The organism is Escherichia sp. WS1368 (assembly GCF_046487485.1).
In the GTDB taxonomy this organism is placed as follows: Bacteria; Pseudomonadota; Gammaproteobacteria; order Enterobacterales; family Enterobacteriaceae; genus Escherichia; species Escherichia coli.
The window spans coordinates 1-1,181 of record NZ_JBJQJI010000045.1; the positions used below are offsets into that span (position 1 = coordinate 1).

Below are 1,181 nucleotides of genomic sequence, written 5' to 3' on the forward strand. Positions count from 1 at the left end.
AACGAAGTTGGATGCAAATGTCAGATCGTGTGCGCCTGTTAGGGCGCGGCTGGTAAGAGAGCCTTATAGGCGCATTTGAAAAACCTCCGGCTATGCCGGAGGATATTTTTTTATGTGGATATTATTAATAGCATGTCGAGAATATTTATATGAAGACCATTACTTGAGTCCATATGGGCATATTTTTATAATACAACTATTATGTAAACATTTATTTGTTATTTCGCTTTCTCCTGGAGGACACTCTTGACTGCTTTTGAGTAAACTCCATAAATCCTTGTTGAATGGTGTGATGTTATAAATAGTAATAGGGTATTCTTTATCCTTAAAGATAATACCAGACTTAACCGGTGTAAATATACTTCCAGGAGTGAGAAATATAGTAGGTTGATACCAGATGATCATTTTCATATCACCCCATATGGCTGAAAAAGATATACCGCATGTAGGTTGAATTACCGTGTCAATTACTATCCACTTCATTTGTTATGTCTTATCCCACGGTATTTAATATGGTTCATTAGGATGTTTATTTCTTGATTTTGCATATGAGTATATTACCCCCTCAAAAAAACAAATTAATTAAAAATTAAAACCATTGTTTATATAAAACAAAATTTAAAGCAAGAAATCTCAATAGATATTAAACAAAATGAGATTTAGTGAAAACATTAAATTATTCACTTCGTTTTAGATTTGTTTAGCTAAAATGTTATACATTCAAATGACTGAACATCCTGTAATTAAAACATAGCCTTTATACTACTTTGTGCCAATTTGCTAAACATTATGGTTGGCCTTTTTATATAACGATAATGACGAATATAAGCATGACATGAGAATAAGGTTTCAATTTTTTAGTTATATAGGAATGGTTTAACCCATTCCTGGCTAAAATACATATAACCGGATGATGACTAAACCAAAACACATGTGCGTTAAGTATTGAAACGGGCGTATGGCACGCCCGTTGTTTTTGTGCACAGAAAACCCCCAGCTAGGCTGGGGGTTCCGGAAAGCTTTCAGCTTTGAGCCAGTTATTAAAACCCCTTTTGATTTGTTAAAACACTTTGCGGTCTGGCAACTGCAAGTGTCAAACAAGAAATCAAAAGGGGGTCCCAATGGGGAACGAAAAGAGCTTAGCGCACACCCGATGGAACTGTAAATATCACATAGTTTTT

The 1,181-nt window shown here is 34.7% G+C and carries 2 protein-coding genes; both read right to left on the reverse strand.

Going from position 1 to position 1,181, the window contains the following annotated elements:
- Positions 1-159: 159 nt before the first annotated feature.
- Complete coding sequence (locus tag ACJHYD_RS24460) at positions 160-483, reverse strand: anti-adapter protein IraM (RefSeq protein ID WP_001309448.1); 324 nt, start codon at positions 481-483, stop codon at positions 160-162.
- A gap of 260 nt (positions 484-743) precedes the next feature.
- The gene (locus ACJHYD_RS24465; RefSeq protein WP_120795380.1) at positions 744-788 is read right to left on the reverse strand and encodes a protein YmgK; all 45 of its coding nucleotides are present in this window, start codon (positions 786-788) and stop codon (positions 744-746) included.
- Positions 789-1,181 lie beyond the last annotated feature (393 nt).

Coding starts and splice junctions, on each gene's coding strand:
- ACJHYD_RS24460 (WP_001309448.1), bottom strand. CDS start 483: ATGAAGTGGATAGTAATTGACACGGTAATTCAACCTACATGCGGTATA.